The organism is Methanobrevibacter arboriphilus JCM 13429 = DSM 1125 (assembly GCF_002072215.1).
Taxonomy (GTDB): Archaea; Methanobacteriota; Methanobacteria; order Methanobacteriales; family Methanobacteriaceae; genus Methanobinarius; species Methanobinarius arboriphilicus.
This window is the reverse complement of sequence record NZ_JXMW01000025.1, coordinates 1-18,968: the sequence shown is the minus strand read 5'-3', so window position 1 is coordinate 18,968 and position 18,968 is coordinate 1. Positions and strand designations below refer to the sequence as shown.

General features: G+C 28.8%; 16 protein-coding genes. 12 read left to right on the top strand and 4 right to left on the bottom strand.

All coding sequences use genetic code 11. The features are described from left to right. The first annotated feature begins 706 nt into the window (after positions 1 to 706). From MBBAR_RS08695 to galE, 11 genes are all read left to right on the top strand, one after another. Positions 707 to 2,317 carry an ABC transporter substrate-binding protein gene (locus MBBAR_RS08695; RefSeq protein ID WP_080460969.1) on the top strand — a complete coding sequence of 537 codons (1,611 nt, stop codon included), beginning with the start codon at positions 707 to 709 and terminating at the stop codon, positions 2,315 to 2,317. Positions 2,318 to 2,353: 36 nt separating this feature from the next. Then, entirely contained in the window at positions 2,354 to 3,970 is a 1,617-nt protein-coding gene (locus tag MBBAR_RS08690; RefSeq protein ID WP_080460966.1) for an ABC transporter substrate-binding protein, read from the top strand. 49 nt (positions 3,971 to 4,019) lie between these two features. Beyond that, positions 4,020 to 5,012 (top strand): ABC transporter permease, encoded by a 993-nt coding sequence (locus MBBAR_RS08685; RefSeq protein ID WP_080460965.1) that lies wholly within the window; start codon positions 4,020 to 4,022, stop codon positions 5,010 to 5,012. Continuing rightward, complete coding sequence (locus MBBAR_RS08680) at positions 5,005 to 5,883, top strand: ABC transporter permease (protein WP_080460964.1); 879 nt, start codon at positions 5,005 to 5,007, stop codon at positions 5,881 to 5,883. Before MBBAR_RS08685 ends, MBBAR_RS08680 begins: the two co-directional genes overlap by 8 nt. A gap of 190 nt (positions 5,884 to 6,073) precedes the next feature. After that, on the top strand, positions 6,074 to 7,048 hold the full coding sequence (locus MBBAR_RS08675) for an oligopeptide/dipeptide ABC transporter ATP-binding protein (RefSeq protein WP_080460968.1): 975 nt from the start codon (positions 6,074 to 6,076) through the stop codon (positions 7,046 to 7,048). Between the two features lie 65 nt (positions 7,049 to 7,113). Then, positions 7,114 to 7,734, top strand: a complete 621-nt coding sequence (locus tag MBBAR_RS08670; protein ID WP_080460963.1) for an ABC transporter ATP-binding protein — start codon at positions 7,114 to 7,116, stop codon at positions 7,732 to 7,734. 532 nt (positions 7,735 to 8,266) lie between these two features. Further along, complete coding sequence (locus MBBAR_RS08665; protein WP_080460962.1) at positions 8,267 to 8,431, top strand: 4Fe-4S binding protein; 165 nt, start codon at positions 8,267 to 8,269, stop codon at positions 8,429 to 8,431. 51 nt (positions 8,432 to 8,482) lie between these two features. Beyond that, the gene (locus tag MBBAR_RS08660; RefSeq protein WP_080460961.1) at positions 8,483 to 9,664 is read left to right on the top strand and encodes an NAD(P)/FAD-dependent oxidoreductase; all 1,182 of its coding nucleotides are present in this window, start codon (positions 8,483 to 8,485) and stop codon (positions 9,662 to 9,664) included. 527 nt (positions 9,665 to 10,191) lie between these two features. Then, positions 10,192 to 11,691, top strand: a complete 1,500-nt coding sequence (locus tag MBBAR_RS08650; RefSeq protein WP_080460959.1) for a DUF2193 domain-containing protein — start codon at positions 10,192 to 10,194, stop codon at positions 11,689 to 11,691. A 201-nt stretch (positions 11,692 to 11,892) separates the two neighbouring features. Then, positions 11,893 to 12,663 (top strand): MIP/aquaporin family protein, encoded by a 771-nt coding sequence (locus tag MBBAR_RS08645; RefSeq protein ID WP_080460958.1) that lies wholly within the window; start codon positions 11,893 to 11,895, stop codon positions 12,661 to 12,663. 268 nt (positions 12,664 to 12,931) lie between these two features. Further along, positions 12,932 to 13,912 carry a UDP-glucose 4-epimerase GalE gene (galE, locus tag MBBAR_RS08640; protein WP_080460957.1) on the top strand — a complete coding sequence of 327 codons (981 nt, stop codon included), beginning with the start codon at positions 12,932 to 12,934 and terminating at the stop codon, positions 13,910 to 13,912. A gap of 94 nt (positions 13,913 to 14,006) precedes the next feature. Here galE and MBBAR_RS08635 read toward each other — a convergent pair whose 3' ends face one another. Genes MBBAR_RS08635 through MBBAR_RS10665 form a run of 4 tightly spaced genes read right to left on the bottom strand, consistent with a single transcriptional unit; the run spans position 14,007 to position 15,662 of the window. Continuing rightward, entirely contained in the window at positions 14,007 to 14,465 is a 459-nt protein-coding gene (locus tag MBBAR_RS08635; RefSeq protein ID WP_282956056.1) for an RNA-guided endonuclease TnpB family protein, read from the bottom strand. Positions 14,466 to 14,504: 39 nt separating this feature from the next. Beyond that, positions 14,505 to 14,714 (bottom strand): hypothetical protein, encoded by a 210-nt coding sequence (locus MBBAR_RS10130; RefSeq protein WP_143746184.1) that lies wholly within the window; start codon positions 14,712 to 14,714, stop codon positions 14,505 to 14,507. Beyond that, positions 14,632 to 15,168, bottom strand: coding sequence for a transposase (locus MBBAR_RS10735; protein WP_080460967.1), 537 nt, complete (start codon positions 15,166 to 15,168; stop codon positions 14,632 to 14,634). Before MBBAR_RS10735 ends, MBBAR_RS10130 begins: the two co-directional genes overlap by 83 nt. A 17-nt stretch (positions 15,169 to 15,185) precedes the next feature. Next, on the bottom strand, positions 15,186 to 15,662 hold the full coding sequence (locus MBBAR_RS10665; RefSeq protein WP_158082566.1) for a transposase: 477 nt from the start codon (positions 15,660 to 15,662) through the stop codon (positions 15,186 to 15,188). A gap of 463 nt (positions 15,663 to 16,125) precedes the next feature. On the opposite strand from MBBAR_RS10665, the gene MBBAR_RS08620 reads away from it, so the two are divergent. Next, on the top strand, positions 16,126 to 18,968 hold a 2,843-nt coding region (locus MBBAR_RS08620), incomplete at its 3' end, for a beta strand repeat-containing protein (protein WP_143746183.1).

The following is an 18,968-nucleotide window of genomic DNA, read 5'->3' as shown; positions in this document are numbered from 1 at the left end:
ATTACTAGATCTTATAATATTGATTAAATATTAATTAGATATTTAATTAAATGTTTTATATTAACTTTATTATTTTATTATTTTATTAATTTTTTAATTTTTAATTTTTTTAATTATTACAAAATAGTAATAATTTAATATTTTGATTATTATTGCATAATATTAATATTTGATTTATAGCAATCTATGATTATTATAAGCATCTATAAAATTTTTTATAATTATTCTTAGAATACTAATCTAATACCTCAAACATCAATTTTTTTAATTTTAATATTTATTCTTATTACTATTTCTTGTATTTTCTTAATTTAAGTAATAATTAATACTTTATTTAGAAAATAAAGAAAAAAGTATTACGAATTTTTAGAAAAGTATTTATATCAATTTCTATAATTTAATTTTATAAATAAAAAATAATCTTAATAAAATCAATATTAGTAATACTATTTCTAAGATTTTTTTATAAAAAGTATTACTATTAATAACTTTTATATAAAATAATTTTTATCTAAATTGTTTTATTATTTATAAAGTCTCTGATTTTATAAGTTTAAAAACGAAGTTTTTATTATTTAAAAGATTATTTTCTTATTTATATTTATTTATGATATAGCTAAAAATTTACTATTTAAATTTGCTATTTAGCTATTTTAGGAATAATTAAGAATATTTGATGAAAAATAAGGAAAATTGGGGAAAAAATATGAAAAAGCAACATATAATGATTATAGCTATTATTATAGTTATTGGTATTGTAGCAGGAGGTTTGGTCCTTGGAAATTCATCGACTGAAAGAAATCCTGATGAGTTGGTAACTGCTGTTGGAACTCATGGTGGTGAACCTGAAACCGGTTTTAATCCTATTTTGGGGTGGGCTTCAGCTTCTGAACCTTTAATTCAAAGTACTCTTTTTAAAAGAAATAACAATATGAGTTTAGTCAATGATTTAGCTACAAATCATACTGTAAGTAGTGATGGTAAAACATATACTGTAAATATTAGGGATGGAGTTAAGTTTCATGATAATAGTTCTCTAACAGCAAAAGATATTGTATTTACATATAATGAAGCTAAAAAGGTTGGTGGAGATATTGATTTATCTAATATGCTTAATGCAACAGCTGTAAATGATAGTACAGTTGAATTTTACTTGAATAACTCTGATTCAACTTTTATATCAAAATTGTCTACTCTTGGAATTGTGCCTTCTGAAAGTTATAATAATGAGACTTATGGACAAAATCCAATTGGTTCTGGTCCTTATAAATTTGTTCAATGGGATAAAGGCCAACAGGTTATCTTAGAATTAAATGATGATTATTATGGTAAAAAACCAGAATTTAAAAAGTTAACAATATTATTCTTAGCAGGAGATGCAGCATTTGCAGCTGCAAAGAAAGGTGAAGTTGATATAGCTGAAGTGCCTTTGTCTTACTCTAATGAAAAAATTGATAATATGTCTTCAATTATACTTGATTCTATTGATGCAAGAGGAATATCTTTACCATATCTTCCAGATACAGGTAATAAAACTGAAGATGGTGTTTCTATTGGAAATAATGTGACTTCTAATAAAGCAATTAGAGAAGCTTTAAATTATGGAATTAATCGTCAAACTATTATTGATGGGCCATTACAAGGTCATGGTAATAAATCTTTTGATGGTATTGGATATCAACTCCCTTGGAATAATAATGAAGCAATTATTGAAGATGGGGATGTAGATAAAGCTAAATCTATACTTGAATCTGATGGTTGGAAAGACTCTGATAGTGATGGAATTTTAGAAAAAGATGGTCAAAAAGCATCTTTCACTGTTTATTACCCTGCTGATGATACAACAAGACAATCCATTGCAATAAGTGTTTCTGAACAAGCTAAAAAATTTGGAATTGAAGTTAATGTTGAAGGTAAAAGCTGGGATGAAATTGATAAGCTTAAACTTTCTAATGGTGTTGTTTGGGGTTATGGTAGTTTAGATCCTTCTTCTTTATATCATCAATATTATGGTGGTTTTGCTGGTAATGAATATGATAATCCTGCTTATTATAATAGTTCTATTGTAAATCAACATATGGAGTCTGCTTTATCTTCATCTAACATTGAATCATCTTATAATGATTGGTCAATGGTTTCATGGGATGGATCAAATGGAATATCTCCAAAAGGTGATGCTGTATGGATATGGACTGTTTTTGTAGATTATCCTTATTTTGTTGATAATTCTTTAGATATATCTGAGAATACTACTAAAATACAACCTCATGGTGGAGATATTTTTGGTAATATTTATGATTGGAAACGTTTAAGCTAATATAATAATTTATTTAAGGGAGGTATAAAAATTAAAATGAAATATGTTATAATTGTTGTAATTATTTTAATTATTGGTATAATAGCTGGAGCAATGATTCTTGGAAATAATTCAAAGGATAGGAGTCCTGATGAACTTGTTGTAACTGCAGGTTCTCATTTATCAGAACTTAAAACTGGTTTTGACCCACTTAAAGATTGGGGTTGTGGTCATGCAAATTTTGAACCTCTAATTCAAAGTACTTTATTTAAAACTGGTGCTGATGGCAATATTACTAATGATTTAGCTACAAACTATTCAGTTAGCTCTGATGGTCTTGTTTGGAAAGTTAATATTAGGGATAATGTTAAATTTACTGATGGTGTACCTTTAACAGCTAAAGATGTTGCTTTTACATTTAATAATGTTAAAAATAGTGCTGATTCTCAACTTGATTTAACTAATCTTAAAAATGCAACTGCTGTTGATAATAATACTATTGAATTCAACCTTCAGCATCCGCAATCAACTTTTATTTGGGATTTAAGATATCTTGGAATCGTTCCTGAACATGCCTATGATAATGAAACTTATGGCTCTAATCCAATTGGTTCTGGTCCTTATAAATTTGTTCAATGGGATAAAGATCAACAAGCAATTTTTGAATTAAATGATGATTATTATGGCAAAAAACCATACTTTAAAAAAATAACTATGCTATATTTAGATGAAGATGCTAGTTTTGCTTCTGTTAAATCTGGCGATGTTGATGTTGCAACAATTGATATAACTCAAGCAAGAGAAAATGTTACTGGATATAATCTGATTAATTTACCTTCTGGAAGAGCACAGGGTGTTTCATTTCCAATGTTAAATGATACTGGTCTTAAAACTGAGAAAGGTGATAAAATTGGTAATAATGTAACTGCAGATCCTGCAATTAGAAAAGCTTTAAATATAGGTATTAATCGTCAAAAAATTGTTGATGAGGTTTATTATGGTTTTGGTGCAGTAGAACAAACAGGAGTTGATCAAAGGGATTATTCTAATCCTGATGCTAAGGTTAATGACTCTAATATAACTGAAGCAAAAAAAATACTCGATGATGCTGGATGGAAAGATACTGATGGTGATGGAATTAGAGAGAAAAATGGTCTTAATGCATCATTTAAATTGTATTATGCTTCTGAAGATCAACAAAGACAAGCATTATCTACTGTAGTCTCTGAATATGCAAAGGATTTAGGAATAAATATAGAGCTTGTGGGTACTGATTGGGATAGTATATATGCAAATCAATACAATTCTGCAGCATTATATCAACAAAGTTCTCCAAACCCATATAGGTCTGTTTACTTACAATATCATAGTAAAGAAGTCGATGATGGATATATGAATCCAAATCTTTATAATAATTCTATTGTAGATAGCTATTTAGATGATGCTTTGGTTAGTACTGATCAAAATAATGCCAATGAATTATGGAAAAAATCTGCTTTTGATGGAAATACTGGGTTTGGTCCAGCTGGTGATGCACCATGGCTTTGGGTAGCTACCTCTGATTTCCTTTATATGGTAGATGATTCAATTGATATGGGTCCTAATTCAAATAGTTCTGGAATAGATATCTTAAGAGATATATATGATTGGAAAAGAGTAAATGAAACAAGTTAATAAATAATTTTATTTTATTTATTAATATTTTATTATAAATGGTGATTCGTTGTTTAATTATAAAAAATTAGCTATTTTTTTAGGATATAAGACAATTAGGCTTATTATTCTTTTAATAGCTGTAGCTATTATTAGTTTTGTTTTAATAGATTTATCTCCAATTGATCCTGTTCGTGCTTATATTGGAGAAATGGCTGTTAGTGGTGAACAATTAGTTAATCTACAACAGTATTGGGGTGTAGGTGTACCAATTTGGGAAAAAGCACTCAATTGGGCATTTGATGTTTTTAGAGGGAATTTCGGCATTTCTCTTATTTATAGAGTTCCTGTTTTAGAAGTTATTGGAGATAGATTTCAAGCATCTTTAGTTTTAATGTTTGTTTCTTGGCTGATTTCTGGAGTTCTTGGATTTACTTTAGGTACTTTAGCTGGAATGTATAGGGGAAGTTGGATTGATAAATTTGTTAAAATATATTGTTATATCCTTCTTTCAGCACCTACCTTTTGGATAGCGCTTTTAATGCTTATGGTATTTTCAGTTTACTTAGGATGGTTCCCAACAGGTTTAGGAGTCCCTGTAGGAGTTTTATCTGAAAATGTGACGTTTTGGGATTGGTTAGATAGATTAATTCTTCCTGCAACTGCTCTCAGTGTGATCGGAATTGCTCAAATTGCTCTTTTTACAAGAGATAAACTTAATAATATTATGTCTAGTGATTTTATAATTTTTGCAAAAGCTAGAGGTGAAAAAGGCTGGTCTCTTGTTAAACGTCATGGAGTTAGAAATATTCTTCTTCCAGCTATTACTATTCAATTTTTATCTTTTAGTGAACTGTTTGGAGGAGCTGTTTTAGTGGAACAAGTATTTTCTTATCCCGGTATAGGTCAAGCTGCTGTTGCTGCAGGTCTTAGAAGTGATGTTCCTTTACTTTTAGGTATTGTAATTTTTTCAACAATCTTTGTTTTTTGTGGAAATACAATTGCTGATGTTATTTATAAATTTGTAGATCCTAGAATTAGGGAGAGTGAATCTAATGAATAAGCCTGCGGATGATCCTATTGATAAGCCAATTAGAAAGTTTTATACTTCTCCTTTAAAGATGAATTTAAGAACAAAAACTATTTTGATTATTAGCTTAACTTCAATGTTGCTTTTAGCTGTTGTTATAAATAGTTTATTTATCAATGTAGCTAATATTACAACTAATTTTAGTGCAATTAATCAACCTCCTTCATTTGAACATATTTTTGGTACTGATTGGATGGGTAGGGACATGTTTACAAGAACAATGAAAGGATTAGGTCTTAGTATAATGATTGGTGCTTTTGCATCTATTATTAGTATGATTATAGCAGTTATTTTAGGTCTAGTGTCAAGTATGAATAAATATTTGGATAGTTTTGTTAGTTGGTTAGTTGATCTTTTCTCATCTATTCCTCATCTTTTGTTGATTATTTTGGTTTCAATAAGTTTAGGTGGGGGAGCTGTTGGTGTAATTATAGGTGTAGGTGTTTCTCATTGGACTTCATTAACAAGGGTTCTTAGAGCAGAAGTAAAACAGATTAATACATCTGATTATGTTCATATTTCAAAGAATTTTGGTAAATCAAAATGGTGGATAGCTAAATACCATATTCTTCCATTAGTATTAACTCAAATATTTTTAGGTGTGATTTTGGTTTTCCCTCATGCAATTATGCATGAAGCCAGTGTAACTTTCCTTGGTTTTGGACTTTCTCCTCATGAACCAGCTATTGGAGTGATTCTTGCTGAATCAATGAAATATTTAGCTACAGGAGCTTGGTGGTTAGCATTTTTCCCAGGTATATCTCTATTAATAATTGTTCTTTCATTTGATTTAGTTGGGGATAATTTACAAAGATTATTAGATCCTGCAAATGCACATGAGTAATGGAGGTTTTTAATTGTTAGATATTAAAAATGGAACAATTGATAAATCAAATGAAGCATCAGACGATAAAGAAATATTGAGTGATACTGATATATTGAATGATGCAGATATATTGAGTGATACTGATATGTTAAATGATGCAGGTATATTGAATGATGCAGATATTTCAAATAATAATATATCAAATGATATGAATGAAAATTCTGAAAAGTCAGAAGAATTATTATCAGTTTCAAATATTTCAATTTCATTTCTTCAATATACTAGAGGATTAAGACAAAATTTACTCAAAGTAATCAGTGATTTAACATTAGATATTTCTACCGGCGAAATAGTAGCTATTCTTGGTTCTAGTGGTTCTGGAAAGAGCTTACTTGCACATGCAATTCTAGGAATACTGCCTAAGAATGCAACTCTTACTGGAGAAATGAGTTTTAAAGGGGAAAAATTAGATCAAAATCTTAAAGAGAAAGTCAGGGGGAGTGAAATAGCTTTAATTCCACAATCAGTTAATTATTTAGATCCACTTATGAAAGTTTCTGATCAGGTTATTGGTGAAACTGTTGATGAAGAAGATAAAAAAACTAAAAAAATTCATCAAAGAAAAGTTTTTGAAGAATATGGTTTAGGTGAGGAAGTTGATGATTTATACCCATTTCAACTTTCTGGAGGAATGGCAAGGAGAGTTTTGGTTTCAACAGCCCTTATTCAAAATCCTGATTTGGTAATTGCAGATGAACCTACTCCTGGCTTGGATGATAAAGCTATTGAAGAAACTTTAAACTACCTTAAACAAATGGCAAATGATGGAAAGGGTGTTCTTTTAATTACTCATGATATTAATGCTGCTTTAAATGTTGCTGATAAGATAGTTATATTTTATTCAGGATATGTTATTGAAATAGTTAATGCAAAAGATTTTTCAGGGAATGGTGAAAATTTAGTGCATCCTTATACACGTGCACTTTATAAGGCTCTTCCTCAAAATGGTTTTCATTTGTATGAGGGTCATCAACCAATACATGGTGAAATTCCAGAAGGTTGTGTTTATTATGATAGATGTGATCATCCTACAGATTGTTGTAAAACATTAAACCCTGAACTTCAAGATATTCAAGGTAAAAAAGTACGATGCCATAGAGGTCATAGAAAATATTCTAGATAGTATTTTCATTAATTTTTCATTAATTTTTTATTAACTTTTTTATTATATTCTAGTGAGGTAATTTAATGGAATTAAAAGGAGAAAATTTAAGCTTCAAATATGATTCTAGTAAAAGATGGATTTTAAAGGATTTAAACATAAATATAAAGAGTGGTGAGATTAAAGGTTTGATTGGAGATAGTGGTAGTGGGAAATCTACTCTTTCAAAAATTTTAGCAGGGTATATTGATAATAAAAACTTTGAAGGTAAAGTTGAAATTAATGGTTTAAATATTTCAAAAAATGAATATAATCCTGTACAATTAATTTTCCAACATCCTGAACAAACAATGAATCCAAAATGGAAAATGAAGGATATTTTATATGAATCTTGGAATGTGGACGGGGACATTATAGAAAAATTTGGAATACAGAAATCTTGGCTTAATAGATGGCCTAATGAACTTTCAGGGGGAGAACTTCAGAGATTTTCAGTTCTTAGAGCTCTTTCTCCTAATACTAAGTTTTTAATAGCTGATGAAATGACAACAATGTTGGATGCTGTTACTCAAGTTCAAATTTGGAATCTTGTTATAGATTTAGTAAGAATGAAAAATATAGGAATGTTAGTTGTTAGTCATGATAAGGATCTAATTAAAAAAATATGTGATGAAGTTGTTTATTTAGATGATATAAATAATTTTTAACTTTATATATTCTAAATAATTTTCATATATTTTAATTTTTTATTATTTTTATAATTTTCATTTTTATAATTATTATTTTTTTATAATTATTACTTTTATTATAGTTATTATTATAATTATTACTATTTTTTGTATTCTTTTTATAGCTATTATTTTTGTAATTATTATTTTTATTATTATTCTTTTTATAGTTATTATTATTACTATTTTTAGTATTCTTTTTATAGCTATTATTTTTGTAATTATTATTTTTATTATTTTTATTATTATTCTTTTTATAGTTATTATTATAATTATTATTTTTTGTTATTGTTTTAGCTATTTTTATATATTTTCATTCAATTTTAATTATTTATTATATTCAAGTTCTTTAGTTTTTAAATCTCGGAAGTTAATTAGTGTATTTGTGGTTCAATTAAATCCGAATAATTATATATACTATAAAAAACTATATGTAATGTATAATATTTTTTTTGGACTTATAATTATAAAGGTTTACATTATAAATATAATTAAATTTATAGGAGATAGAATGATAGTAAAAGATTGGTGTATGTTCTGTGGAGAATGTGCGGGTGTTTGCCCAAGGAATTTAATTGAAGTTAAAGAATCTACTTTAATTTTTGATGAAAGCGAATGTAAAGATTGTAGCACTTGTGTTAAGGTTTGTCCTATCACAGCATTAGAAAAAGAATAATATAACAATATATTTACAATTATTGATTAATATTTATTAGGTGGATATAAAATGATTAAAACTGATGTATTAGTAATTGGATCTGGACCTGCAGGATCATCAGCAGCTAAACATGCTGCTTTAGGTGGAGCTAAAGTAATAGTTATAGATAAAAAATCTGAAATTGGTGCTCCGAAACGTTGTGCTGAAGGGGTTTCAAAAGCAGGGCTTGCAGATTTAGGAATTGAACCTAATGTACGTTGGGTTACCAAAGAACTTGATGGTGTTAGGTTAGTTTCTCCAAATGGTACTGATGTATGGTTAACTTCTGATGAAATTGAACTTCCAGAAGCAGGTTATATTTTAGAGCGAAAAGTATTTGATAAATATATGGCTATGGATGCAGCTAGGGCTGGAGCTGAAATCAAGATAAAAACACTTGCTCATGGAATGAGAAAAGAAGGAGATGCTTATGTTGTCACATGTGAGCATATGGGTGAGTTATTTGAGATAAAAGCTAATATAATTATTGCTGCTGATGGACCAGAATCTCGAGTAGCTAGATGGGCAGGACTTAGAACCGCTACCAAGGCAACTAATATGGAGTCAGGAATCCAATTTGAAATGGTTGGAGTAGAAATGGAAAAAAAGGATGTTATTGAATTCTACTTTGGAACTGTTGCTCCTGGTGGTTATGCTTGGATTTTCCCTAAAGGTGATGATATAGCTAATGTAGGGCTTGCTGTAATAACTAATGATACTGATAAAACTCCTTATGAACATTTGAAAGATTTTGTAGCTAATTGTCCAGCTACTCAAAATGCTCAAGCTGTTGAGTTTAATATTGGTGGAGATCCTGTTGGTGGTATGCCAAAAAAAATATATGATGATAATATCCTTGTTTGTGGAGATGCTGCAGGTCAAGTTAATCCTTTGACTGGTGGAGGAATCATCAGTGGTATGAAAGGTGGAATGCATGCAGGTATTGTTGCTGCAGGTGCTATTGCTGATGGTGATTTTTCTGAAGATAGATTAGAAGAGTATGATAAAAATATTAGGGATGATATTGGTCATGAAATTGATAAATACTTAAAAGTTAAAGATTATGCTCTTTCTTTGTCTGATGAAGAACTTGATTCAGTTGCTGATGCTTTCCAAGATATACAATTTGAAAAAGTAAGTACTACTGAACTTGTTAAAAATCTTATAAAAGTTTCTCCTAAAGCATTATTAAAATTAGGAAAATTATTATAATATTTTTTATTTTTAGTGTTCTTTTATTTATTTTCAATTTTATTATTTTTATTATTCTTTTACTTATTTTTCATTTTTATTATTTTATTATTATTTTTATTATTAGTATTATTATTAGTATTATTTTTATTATTTTATTTAATAATGTTTATTTTTAATTATTATTTTTAATTTTATAGTATTTTTTAATATAATAACTATTTTTTTAATTTTATAGTATTTTTTAATTTTATAACTATTTTTTTTAATTTTATAGTATTTTTTAATTTTATAACTATTTTTTTTAATTTTATGTCTTTTTTTAATTTTATTGGTATTTTTAGTTTCATTTTGATTTTTATTTTTATTTTTAATATCCTTTTTAGGATTATTTCTTAGATTTTTCAATATAATATTTATTTGTAATACTATTAAATTAAATATTAATAATTTTTTATTAAAAATAGTCAAATATATATCACAGTATGTATAAATAACATACCAACATTTGTATAATGAATTTAACTTTATAAAAATGAGGTGACGTCATGTTAGAACTATACAAAAAGATGGTAAATGAGGCTATAGCTGCTCAAAGAGCAGATGTTAGTACTGTTAAAAAAAATAGAGGAAAGGAATTTAAAGTTAAAGATGCTGCAAGTTATGTTAAGGTAGCTGGAGATATGAAAGCTATTGATGGACAAGCTCAATCAGTAATTGATCTTCATGTAGATTCTGTTAATACACATTTTAATACATTAACTAGTTTAACAGATACTGTTAGGCCTGAAGATGACCCATTTGTAGAACACTATCAAACACCAGCTATTCTTGAAATCCTTTGTGAAGAAGATGAAGAATTTAAAAATAGCTTAAAAACTTTCATATCTACTATTGATGATTGTGAAGCATTAATAGGAAGAGAAGTTATTAGAAGATATGGGGGATTTTATGGTCCAACTTGTGTAGTTGATTTTGCTCTTATTCCTGGAAGTACTAGTAATGTAGTTAATCAAATATTAATTGAAACTAAAATTCCTGAAGCTCATAAACAAGCTATTTTAGCTGCTAAATCTTGGGGAATGAATACTTCTTATGGTATTGGAGAAGTTTTCTCTAATGAACTTGAATCTGGTACAACAGCTGCTGAAGCTGTCAAAAAAGAAATTGCAATAATTAAGAAAATTTATGAAACACCTATTGATGCACAAGCTGAATTGATGGATGATTTTGGCCACACTTCTTTTGATGTTCGCAAATACATGTCAAAATATAAAAAAGAAATGAGAAACACTACTATTGCTGCTGTTGAGGATGGTGTTCATTATGGAAATATTGTTACTGTTCCAGCTTATTGTGTAGGTGATATTTCTCATCATATAGCTCAATCAACTTATAATATGTGTAAAGATGATATGATTATGGGTATTATTGAAGCTACAACTGATGTAATTGATAATACTTTAAATGCGAATCTTAATAATTATAAATCTGAATTTGATGTTTTATCTTTAGCTACTGGATCTTCTGCAGCAGCTGTAGAATATATTCTTGAATTGGATGGATTTAATGCTCCAATGATCGTTGATCTTCTTACTAAACGTTTCCATAACTTTGTACAGCAATACCCAGATAGGGGAGCTGCTGCAGAACTTCATAATTGTGATTTTATGGATATGATATACCGGGGATGGGGATATACTGATAAAGCAAGGAGAATGAGAAGCAGTGAAGATGAAGATTTAACTCCTATTGTAAATGGTTTTGAAGTGGATCTTGATCCAGTTAGAACTAATGATATTGTTATGAATCCACAGAGATATACATATCCTGCATGTGCAATTTCTGTTAGATTTTCATCTCTCATGAGATTAGCTGATTATCCTTGTCTTTTAACTAGTGAACCTGTAACAGCTACTTTAATGACTAATATTATTGCTCTTCATAAAGATAGTCCTGCAGCTCCTGTAAGAGGTTGTAAGAATTGTGCTTCAGCAGCTCTTGTAGACTTTAGACATCATTATTGCCAATGGAGAGAAGCTGTATAATATTATAGCTTTTTATATGCTATACTATCATCGATTTAAGAGTATTGGAAGAAATATTGTAATTTATTATTTAAATTATAATTTATTATATATTTCATAATATTATATATTTGATAATATTATACATTCATAATATTATCTAAATTATAATTTAATATTTATATTTTTTCTATATTAGCTCATATTTTTTCAGGTGGTTTTATGACCTGTGGAATTGAAAGAAAAGTCTTAGCTGAGCTTATTGGAACTTTTTTATTAGTATTTTTTGGAACAGGTTCGGCTGTTGTTACTCTACTCATTACAGATACTTTTGATCCTGGTAATGTTGGTATTGGTGTTCTTGGAGGTCTTGGAGATTGGATAGCAATTGGGTTGGTTTTTGGACTTACTGTAATGGCTTGTATTTATTTATTTGGTAAAATATCTGGTGCACACTTAAATCCTGCGGTTACTATTGGTCTTCTGGTTACAAAAAACATATCTTTAAAAGATTCTGGTTATTATTTTGTTGGCCAATTTATTGGAGCAATAATTGGAAGTTTGGCTCTTTTAGCTGTTTTAGGCATGCAATCTGTGACAATTGGTGGTTTAGGTGCAACTGCTCCAGGTTTAGGGGTTAGCTACTTTCAAGCGTTTTTCGCTGAATTTATAGGTACATTTTTCTTGATGCTTGTAATTATGGGTGTAGCCGTTGATAAAAAAGCAGATCCTGGTTTTGCAGGAATATCAATTGGTTTTACTGTTGCAGCAGTTATTGCAGTTTTAGGAGCATTTACTGGTGCTTCAATTAACCCTGCTCGTACTTTTGGACCATATTTAGTTGATTTATTGGCTGGTGGAGCAAATCTTTGGATGTTTTATCCAATTTATTTAATTGGTCCTATTTTAGGAGCAATTGTAGCAGCTTTAGTTTATTCCTATATTGCTAAGGGTACTGATGTGTGTGAGTTACCACAACCATTTCAAGAATAATCTTTAATAGTTATTTTAGCTATTATTTACTTGCTATTTTAACTATTTTTTTAATTATAATATATTAATTTTAATTTTAATTATATAATATTTATTTTATTTTATAGTTGGTGTGTTATTTAAAAAGAATATTATCTATTGAATAAATAAATTTTATCAAAACAAGAATATTGTATGGATTATGATTTAAATATAATGATTACTAATATTTTAAATAATAATGAATTAAATATATCTCTAAATTAATAAGTTTTTTGGTGTTTAAATAATGATTTTAGTTACTGGTGGTGCTGGATACATAGGTTCTCATGTTAATAAAGAGCTTCATAAAGAAGGCTTTGATACAGTTGTTTTAGATAATTTAATCAATGGTCATAGCTATGCTGTTAAATGGGGAGATTTTCAGAAGGGAGAATTGGCTGATATTGAATTTATTAGGTCTGTGTTCAATAAATTTGATATTGAAGGAGTAATGCATTTTGCAGCTTTTACATCAGTAGGTGATTCTGTTAAATATCCTGCTAAATATTTTAAAAATAATTATAAAAATACTTTAAATCTTTTGAAGGTTATGGGAGAAAATAATGTGAATAAGTTTATATTTTCTTCAACTGCTGCTGTATATGGTATTCCCAAGAATATTCCAATTAAAGAGGAACATGAATTAAATCCAATTAATCCTTATGGAAAGTCGAAGTTAATGGTTGAACTTGCATTAGAAAAAGAGTCACAATCTAGTTCTAATGATTTTAAGTATTCTGCTCTTAGGTATTTTAATGCTTCTGGTGCAGATCCTGAATGTGAAATTGGTGAAGATCATAATCCTGAAACTCATCTTATTCCTCTTGTTTTAGACGTAGCTTTAGGCAAAAGAGATAAAATTAATATATTTGGGAATGACTATAATACTCCTGATGGAACATGTATTAGGGATTATATTCATGTAAATGACCTTGCACAGGCTCATATAAAAGCATTTAAGAGCCTTGACAATGAGAATTCTATAGAAAAAGTTTATAATCTTGGTAATGGAAATGGGTTTTCTGTTAAGGAGGTTATTGATGTATGTGAAAAAGTCACAGGATTTGAAATTAAAAAAGAAGTGGTTGATAGGAGAGAAGGGGACCCGGATATATTAATAGCTGATTCTAAAAAAGCTTTTGATGTTTTAGGTTGGACTCCTAAATTTTCAGATTTAGATAGAATAGTTGAAACTTCTTGGAATTGGCTTGACATACTCTCGGACTGATTATTTTATGATGTTTCAGTCAGAGATTCTTGCTCTCTTTTATAAGCTACAGTTTATTGCTTAGATAGAACCAATGTTCCATAGTGACACAATCTTAAATTCCCACTTGTCCAGTGGTACATTCATTATTTATTCGAATAGCTTCGTTAAGAATATTAATAGAAGCATTAATATCTCTATCATGTTTGGTTTTGCATTCTGGGCAAGTCCATTCTCTGATAGCTAGTGTTAAATCTTCTTTTTTGTATCCACATTTGTTACAAAGTTTTGATGATGGGAAAGCTTTACTTATTTGTATGCATTTTTTATCGTACCATGAGGCTTTGTATTTTATCATATCAATAAGTCTTGACCATGATATTTGACTGATACTGTGACTTAATCTGGGGTTTTTTATCATACTTTTCACCCCTAAGTTTTCTAAACCAATTAAATCAAAAGATTTGATTATTTCTGTGGATAGTTTCTGATATTCATCATTGCGAATATTAAAGATTTTATTATACAACTTTTGTAATCTTCGAACAGTTTTTTTCCAGTTATTTCCCCCAATGCTGGTAATTTAAGGATTTATTTTTAAATTTAAGTATTTTTAAGTCTTTTTATTTATTTTAAAGTGTTTTCCATTTTTTTTATTGTTGTTAGCTTTCGCTATCTTTGTTAATTTTTCTGTATTTCTTCTTGAAATTCTTATTTTTGTTTGTTTGTTTTTTTTTCTTTTATGAGTTCCTTCTAATGTTTGTTTTGTTCTTGGGTGTTGTTCGTTTTTTTGTTCTTTTAAAATGTCTGTTTGCTTTTCCATATGTTACTGATTTGATTGCTATTTCTACCATTTCTTTAAATATTTGATATTTTTTCATTATATTTCTTGTTTGGTATATTTTTAGGATATTTTTCCTGAAATAACCTATTAAATGGTTCATATTGATTTTTATCTTGTTTTCTTCCTTTTTTCCTATTGTTTTTTGGATCTTGTTTTTAAGCTTTTTTGTTTGTTGTTTTTGTTTTAAAATCTCATTTGCTTTGTTATTTATGTCTTGCACTATGTTATAGGTTAATATTTGTGAATAAAAGTCTTGTTCAACTGATATTTTGCTGTAGCCACTTATATTTTCTATATATAGTTTATTTTTTAATATTTCAAAAGATTTCTCGATTTTCCATCTTTGACGATATAATTCAGTAATTTCATGGTAGGATACTTCTTTTATTGGTAGATTACTTATTAAAATTACTTCATTGTTTTTTGTTGGGATTTTATTAACTCTTAAACTTAATTTATCCTTATTTGATGGTTTTTCTTTGTTTTTAGGTTTATTATTCCTTTATTTCCTTCTATTTTGTTTGTTTGGAATTTGTAGTTGTCTTTTTTGATTCTGAATATGAATTTAATGTTTTTTTCTGTGAGAAATTGGAAAAATTCGATTGATGGATATCCTCTGTCAAAAATCAAGATAATTTCATCATTTTTAAATAATTTAAGAGCTTTTTCTATGTTTTTATATGCTAATTCTTTTTCACTGGTCTTGTATGGTGCTATTTGGAAGTCTATCATCATATTATTAAGACAATCGTAAATTCCACCGCTAATGGTTTTGAATATTTCTGGGTTAAATTTCATTCTAGCTTGGCAAAAAGCTTGTCTTGAAAAATTATCAATATTTAACCCCAAACTAAAGTTATAAGCCTCTAAAGTCTGAGTTAAACCATTTTTATTCAACAAAAAAAGAGCAACCCTATCAAAAGACAATTTTCGCTTTCGAGTAAAAGCCTTTTCAAATAAACGACCCTGTTCAACAATACTCTCACTTTTAAAATCTTCAAACACACTATTAACACGATCAAATAATTCCATAATAAAAAAAACTCCAATTAACCCCCTATATTAATATATAAGAAATAATAACTAATAAAATTTACTATTGAAACCCAACTAACCAAAAAAAAAAGAAAAACAAGAAAAAAAATAACTCCTAAAAATCATTTAAATAAGCTAAAAATAGTTTTAATAACTTAAAACTGTAAATAATAAATCCTTAACTTGCCAGCATTGGGGGGGGGGGGGAATAGCTATTGTTTTTTATTTTTTTGGGTAGGAAGTTTTTTATAGTAGTTTTTTTATATTATATTATTGTAGCGTAGTGAGTGTTCTCATCGTGCTATGTATTTTTTATATATACTGATTGATTGGATCAGGAGGTGAAAAAACGAAAATGTTTACAATAAATAGACTTTTTAAGCCAATTATTTTTGTTATATGTGTTTTATTTATCTTTTTAGCTTTATCTAGTGCTAGTGCAGCTAATCATAATTTTACTACAGCTAATAATACTCAACAGTTTCAAAATGTTATTAATAATGATAATGATAATGAGTTATTGATTAGTTTTGCTAATGGTGAGTATAGTGGTTGGGGTCAGCTTAATATTAGCCGTAATGCTACTATTGTTGGTAAAAACCGTGGTGGTGCTAAATTCACAACATCTAGTGGTACTTTGTTTAATATTACTGCTACTAATGTAAAGATTATTAATTTAACTATTAGTGGCTATGCTACAGCTATAAAATCTAATTGTAGTGATTTGACTGTTAGTGATAATAATATTACTACTTCTGGTTTTAGTATTAATTTAAGTAGTAGTGGTAGTGCTAATCCTATAACAGGTGTTGTTATTAAGGATAATATTATTAAATCCAGTATATCTACTGATTATAGTGGTGTTGTTTCTTTATTCGGTAAATCTACTGATAAGACTGTTTTTGATGTTTTATTTAGTGGTAATAATATAACTGGTGGTCGTTCTGGTGTATATTTAGGTGATGGTAGCACTGGTAGTCCTGTTTCGTCTGCTAATTTGGTTTTTGAAAACAACAACATCACAGGAACATCACGAGGTGTTTATCTGTTGGCATCCTACAGCAAAAACATCAGTATAACCTTTGCCAACAACAACATCACAGGAACATTCAGCACTGGTGTTGATCTGGGTGCATACAGCAGCAACAACACCAATATAACCTTCGCCAACAACAACATCACAGGAACATTAACTGGTGTTTATCTGTCTACATCCACCAACAAAAACATCAGTATAACCTTTGCCAACAACAACATCACAACAGCATCCGAGGGTGTTACTCTGATTGTAACCATCAGCAACAACACTAATATAACCTTCGCCAACAACAATATCACAGGAACATCACGTGGTGTTTATCTGGGTGCAGAAAGGAGCAACAACACTAATATAACCTTCGCCAACAACAATATCATAGGAAAATCCAGCAATGGTGTTTATCTGGGTGCATACAGCAGCAACAACACCAATATAACCTTCGCCAACAACAACATCACAGGAACATCCGATGGTGTTTTTATGCGTGCATACACCGATAACAACACCAATATAACCTTCGCCAACAACAACATCACAGGAACATCCGGCCCTGGTGTTGATCTGTTTGCATCCAGCAGCAACAACACCAATATAACCTTCGCCAACAACAACATTACTGGTGTTAATTATGGTGTTTATGTTCTTTTGTATAATGGTAATGTTAAGGGTGTTAATTTCTTGAATAATACTATTAATGCTACTAATGGTGATGGTTTTTATTTCTATAATGATGATGGTGTTACTAATGCGACTGATTTTATTATTCGTGGTAATACTATTTTTGCTACTAATGCTGGTTTGAATTTTACTGGTTTAAGTGTTGGTTCATTGGTTAATGTTACTGTTGAGTATAATCGTATTATTGCTTCTGTTGGTGTTAATATTACTGGTCATAATGATAATAGTAGTTTTGATCGTAATTGGTGGGGTGTTAATGATATTACTGGTATGATTTTGGGTGTTGATACTCTTAATCATTTTATTTTGAATATTACTAATACTTCTAGTTTGGATGGTGTTCATTTTGGTGATAATGTTAGTTTTATGTTGTTAGTTTTGAATACTACGCTTAGTAATGATGGTGTTGAATTTTTACCTGATTTTGTTGTTAATGGAACTTTTAATGGTGCTGATTTTAATAGTAGTCGTGTTGATGGTTTTGTTTATAATGCAACAGCTACAGCTGGTGTTCAAACTTTAGCTGCTACTTTAGATAATGTAGATGATACTGTAGCTTTTAATGCCCAATTAACTACTAATTCTAGTATAATTGTTAGTAATGATCCAGTGAGTATTGGCAATAATGTTACTATTTCTGGTCAGTTGGATAATTTTACTGGTATAGCTGGTGTTAATGTTACTGTTGATGGTAATCTTTACACAGATGTTTCTGTTAATGGTACTGGTGGTTGGAATTTTAATTATACAACTAATCGTACTGGAACTATAACTGTTACTGTTAGCTATGTTGGTAATGATAATTATACTGGTTTTACTAATAGTACTAGTTTTGAAGTGTTGAGGAATAGTACTAATTCTAGTATTATTGTAGCTAGTGTTCAAATTGGTACTAATGTTATTATTTCTGGTGAGCTTGAGGGTTATGTTGGTAATGGCTCTGATATTTTGACTGTTAGTGTTGATGGTAATGTTTATAATAATGTTACTATTAATTCTACTGGTGGTTGGAGTCTTAATTACACAACTAATCGTACAGGAAACATAACTGTTAATGTTACTTATGCTGGTAATTATAATTATACTGCTTTTACTAATAGTACTACTTTTGAAGTTGTTAAGAATAGTACTAATTCTAGTATTATTGTAGCTAGTGTTCAAATTGGTACTAATGCTAATATTACTGGTGAGCTTGAGGGTTATGTTGGTAATGGCTCTGATTCTTTGACTGTTAGTGTTGATGGTAATGTTTATAATAATGTTACTATTAATTCTAATGGTGGTTGGAGTCTTAATTACACAACTAACCGCACAGGAAACATAACTGTTACTGTTAGCTATGCTGGTAATGATAATTATACTGGTTTTACTAATGCAACTAGTTTTACTGTGAATTTGAATGATACTAATTCTACTATCATTGTTAATCTAGATTCAGTGAATATTGGCAACAATGTTACTATTTCTGGTCAGCTTGTTGG

Coding starts and splice junctions, on each gene's coding strand:
- MBBAR_RS08695 (WP_080460969.1), top strand. CDS start 707: ATGAAAAAGCAACATATAATGATTATAGCTATTATTATAGTTATTGGT.
- MBBAR_RS08690 (WP_080460966.1), top strand. CDS start 2,354: ATGAAATATGTTATAATTGTTGTAATTATTTTAATTATTGGTATAATA.
- MBBAR_RS08680 (WP_080460964.1), top strand. CDS start 5,005: ATGAATAAGCCTGCGGATGATCCTATTGATAAGCCAATTAGAAAGTTT.
- MBBAR_RS08675 (WP_080460968.1), top strand. CDS start 6,074: ATGAATGAAAATTCTGAAAAGTCAGAAGAATTATTATCAGTTTCAAAT.
- MBBAR_RS08670 (WP_080460963.1), top strand. CDS start 7,114: ATGGAATTAAAAGGAGAAAATTTAAGCTTCAAATATGATTCTAGTAAA.
- MBBAR_RS08665 (WP_080460962.1), top strand. CDS start 8,267: ATGATAGTAAAAGATTGGTGTATGTTCTGTGGAGAATGTGCGGGTGTT.
- MBBAR_RS08660 (WP_080460961.1), top strand. CDS start 8,483: ATGATTAAAACTGATGTATTAGTAATTGGATCTGGACCTGCAGGATCA.
- MBBAR_RS08650 (WP_080460959.1), top strand. CDS start 10,192: ATGTTAGAACTATACAAAAAGATGGTAAATGAGGCTATAGCTGCTCAA.
- MBBAR_RS08645 (WP_080460958.1), top strand. CDS start 11,893: ATGACCTGTGGAATTGAAAGAAAAGTCTTAGCTGAGCTTATTGGAACT.
- galE (WP_080460957.1), top strand. CDS start 12,932: ATGATTTTAGTTACTGGTGGTGCTGGATACATAGGTTCTCATGTTAAT.
- MBBAR_RS10130 (WP_143746184.1), bottom strand. CDS start 14,714: ATGGAAAAGCAAACAGACATTTTAAAAGAACAAAAAAACGAACAACAC.